The organism is Wolbachia endosymbiont of Mansonella ozzardi, from assembly GCF_020278625.1.
GTDB lineage: Bacteria > Pseudomonadota > Alphaproteobacteria > Rickettsiales > Anaplasmataceae > Wolbachia.
In genome coordinates, this window is the sequence record NZ_JADAKK010000040.1 from 6,825 (window position 1) to 10,507 (window position 3,683).

Here is a 3,683-nt window from a genome sequence, read left to right on the forward strand (position 1 = left end):
GTATAATATCTTACAAGGTATGCAGGCAAAAACTCTGTAACTTGGTCAGGTCAGAGATGAAGCAGCCATATCAGAATCTTTTTGGGTTGCATACCTATTGAACTGTTTGTTTATCGTAAGTTATGAACATAGCATTAAAATATCGTCCTAGTAGCTTCAAAGATCTAATAGGTCAAGATATATTAGTGCGTATATTAGAAAACGCTTTTACTCTCAACAAAATCCCACAATCTATACTGCTCTCTGGTAGTAGCGGAGTTGGTAAAACTACCACAGCAAGAATAATAGCTTTATGTTTGAATTGTTCCTTAGGACCAACTTTTGAACCTTGCGGATCATGTGAAAATTGTCTAGCAATAAAGAATTCAAGTCACCCGGATGTGATAGAGATCGACGCAGCAAGTTACACTAGCGTTGAAGATATCAAAGTAATCCTAGGAGACATTTGCTATTCACCTATAATCTCTAAATTCAAGGTTTACATTATAGATGAAGTACACATGTTATCCAGCAGTGCATTTAATGCATTGCTTAAAACCCTAGAAGAACCACCACCCAGTGTAAAGTTTGTCCTGGCGACTACAGAGATAAAAAAGATACCGATAACTATTATTGCACGCTGTCAAAGGTTTGATTTGCATAACATCCCTGCAACCAAAATAGTGGAGCGGTTGAATGACATTGCACAAAAAGAAAATCATCTCATTGAAAGTGGGGCACCAGAATTAATTGCACGCCACTGTAGCAATTCGATGCGTAACGCTTTATTTTTAATGAATCAAGCAGTGTTATATAGCAAAGATGGCGTAATATCCATCAAGAATGTAATAGAAATACTCGGTCTGGTGGATAAAGATATTATATTTAATCTACTGGAAGCAATATTATATGGTGATTTAGAGAAAGCTCTGTCAGTATTTGACAAGGCAATAAAGACAGCAAACCCACTCAGTGTCTTCGAAGGTCTATTGCAAACAATTCAATTAATATGCCGTTATTTGATTACAAAAGAAATTGATAGTTCAGTTATAGAATGTGAAAAGAACAGGATAAAAGACTTAAGTGCAAAGAAATCTTTAATATTTTTCTCGAGATTGTGGAAGATGTTACTCAAGGGAACTCAGGATATAAAAACTTCAACATGTAACGATATTGCTGCTGAAATGGTGTTAATTAGCCTCTGTTATCTTTCTGATTTACCTTCTCCCGAGCAAGTAGTCAAAAAAGTTCTTATGCAGAATACACAGCAAAGGAATATGCGTAACACAGAGAGCGCACAGCAAAAAAATTATGATTTTGATAAAATTCTGCAACTATTACAACAGAATAACCAAATTTATCTTTACAAACAGCTATGTAGTAACCTACAATTGGTAGATTGCAAACCTGGGTATTTAAAATTGAGGTCCGTATCTTGGTTGGACAACAGTTTTTGTAATGACTTGAAAAATTACTTAAATCAAGTGACTCAGCAAGAATGGGTCGTCACAGTCGATGCAGGCTATATGAGCAGGAAAGTAAGTAATTTTAATTATGCACCTGCAGTCAAGAGTATACTTGATACGTTTAAAGGTGCAAAGGTAGTTAATATAGAGAATAAGGAGTAGGTTGTGGATTTTAGTCAAATAATGAAGCAAGCACAAGAGATGCAAAAAAAGCTTGTGGAAGCTCAAGAGAAGTATATTGGAAAAGAATTTCAAGGTGTTTCCGGGGGCGGCAAAGTTTCTGTGTTAGTGGAAGTTGTAAAAATAGGTAGTTATAAAGCTAAGAAAGTAAGCATAGACTTAGAACTTATGAAAAACGAGGAGAAAGATATAGTAGAAGATTTAGTAACAGCAGCATTCAACGATGCCATTAAAAAGGCAGAGGAAGACATGGCAAATGCAACCTCTGATCTTGCAAGTATGATGGGGTTACCACCTGGGTTTAAACTTCCCTTTTAAAAATTCTCTGTATTGCTAACTAGGTTTCTGTATCTTTGGTACTAGGATTGTCTTATATGATATACTTGAAATATCATGCAAAGACAAAAGAAATCGCAGTAGCGAAGATGGTACACAGAAAGTAAAAAAATACTAGAGTCAGTAAAAAAATACCGAAAAATCAAAGGTAAAAAGTTATATAATTATCTTTTTATTAATAAAATTTTCACCTTCCCCTTAAAAATTGGTTTAAATGTCAAATATTTCATGTTATTAAGTTAGTACTTGACTTAACTTTAGTTTTTACTTAAATTGCTAAAGTGGAATTTTAATTTTTTTAACGAGGGCAATTATGCATTATAAAAAGTTTTTTTCAGCAACCGCTTTAGCGACGTTGCTAAGTTTATCAAACGCTGCTTTTTCAGATCCTGTTGGTCCAATAGCTGATGAAGAAACTAATTACTACATTCGTTTGCAGTACAACGGTGAACTTTTACCTTTTAAAACAGAGATTAAGGGTATTGAGTATAAAAAAGGCAATGAAGATCAAGATCCTTTAAAAGCATCTTTTATAGCTGGTGGTGGTGCGTTTGGTTACAAAATGGACGATATCAGAGTTGATATCGAAGGGCTCTATTCGCAGCTAAGCAGGAACGATATTAAAGATGCAACATTTACACCAGATGCTGCAGACAATTTAACAGCAATTTCAGGACTAGTTAACGTGTATTACGATGTAGCAATTGAAGATATGCCTATCACTCCATACGTTGGTGTTGGTCTTGGTACAGCATATCTCAGTAATCCTTCTAAAGCTGACGCAGTTAAGGATCAAAAAGGATTTGGTTTTGCTTATCAGGCAAAAGCTGGGGTTAGTTATGACGTAACTCCAGAAATCAAACTCTTTGCTGGGGCTCGTTATTTCGGTTCTTATGGTGCTAAGTTTGATGCAACAACTAAGGATGATGGTAAAATAAAGGTTCTTTACAGCACTATTGGTGCAGAAGCTGGAGTGGCATTTAACTTCTAGTCCATACTTAGCAACTCTTCTTGTTGTCCCAGTTTTGTCATTCAAGTAACTGGTGCTGGGGCCTAGAAAAAAGAAATGTGGATTCCAGTGTTTTTAAACACTGGAATGACATATGTAGGCTACTTTAGTTTATGGAGTTGTATGCTAACAATCAGTGTTAAGACATCTGAGATCCTAGGTAGGTGCAAAGGTATACATGCTTTTTTAAATTAAATCTTGAGTTTTTGTCAGAAAATTAATATATTATATGTATGGAGTTTTAATTTAAGTTGTTATGTTAATCCCAACAACAAGCTTATGTATTAACAGTAGTACTAATCTCACTCAGTATATTGCTGAGGTGCGAAAATTTCCTATGCTTTCCCAAGAAGAAGAAGTACGATTAGCAAAAAATTGGCACCAATACAAAGATATTTCTTCCGCTCATAAGTTGATTACCAGTCATTTGAATTTGGTAGTGAAAATTGCAATGAAGTTCAAAAACTATGGACTGCTGCTTATGGACCTGGTCATGGAAGGAAACATGGGTTTAATGCATGCAGTGAAAAAGTTTAATCCTGATTTAGGGTTTCGCTTTTCAACTTATGCGGTGTGGTGGATTGAAGCTTCAATAAAAGACTTTATATTGAAATCTTGGTCGTTTGTAAAAATAGGCACAACGCAAGCGCAAAGAAAGCTATTTTTTAGTTTGCGTAAAATAAAGAAAAGAATTTTACAATATACAAACAGAG

General features: G+C 35.0%; 4 protein-coding genes and 1 other RNA gene. All 5 read left to right on the forward strand.

The window, feature by feature from the left end; genetic code table 11:
- The first annotated feature begins 9 nt into the window (after positions 1-9).
- Positions 10-107: signal recognition particle sRNA small type (gene ffs, locus IHO40_RS04200), an RNA gene on the forward strand.
- Between the two features lie 15 nt (positions 108-122).
- The gene (gene dnaX / locus IHO40_RS04205) at positions 123-1,607 is read left to right on the forward strand and encodes a DNA polymerase III subunit gamma/tau (protein WP_225536905.1); all 1,485 of its coding nucleotides are present in this window, start codon (positions 123-125) and stop codon (positions 1,605-1,607) included.
- 21 nt (positions 1,608-1,628) lie between these two features.
- Positions 1,629-1,943: a YbaB/EbfC family nucleoid-associated protein gene (locus tag IHO40_RS04210; RefSeq protein WP_225536909.1), complete on the forward strand. Its 315-nt coding sequence runs from the start codon at positions 1,629-1,631 to the stop codon at positions 1,941-1,943.
- A 331-nt stretch (positions 1,944-2,274) separates the two neighbouring features.
- A complete protein-coding gene (locus IHO40_RS04215) occupies positions 2,275-2,952 on the forward strand; it encodes a P44/Msp2 family outer membrane protein (protein WP_225536906.1) in 678 nt (225 codons plus the stop codon).
- A gap of 274 nt (positions 2,953-3,226) precedes the next feature.
- The coding region (locus IHO40_RS04220) for a sigma-70 family RNA polymerase sigma factor (protein ID WP_225536907.1) at positions 3,227-3,683 on the forward strand (457 nt) is incomplete at its 3' end.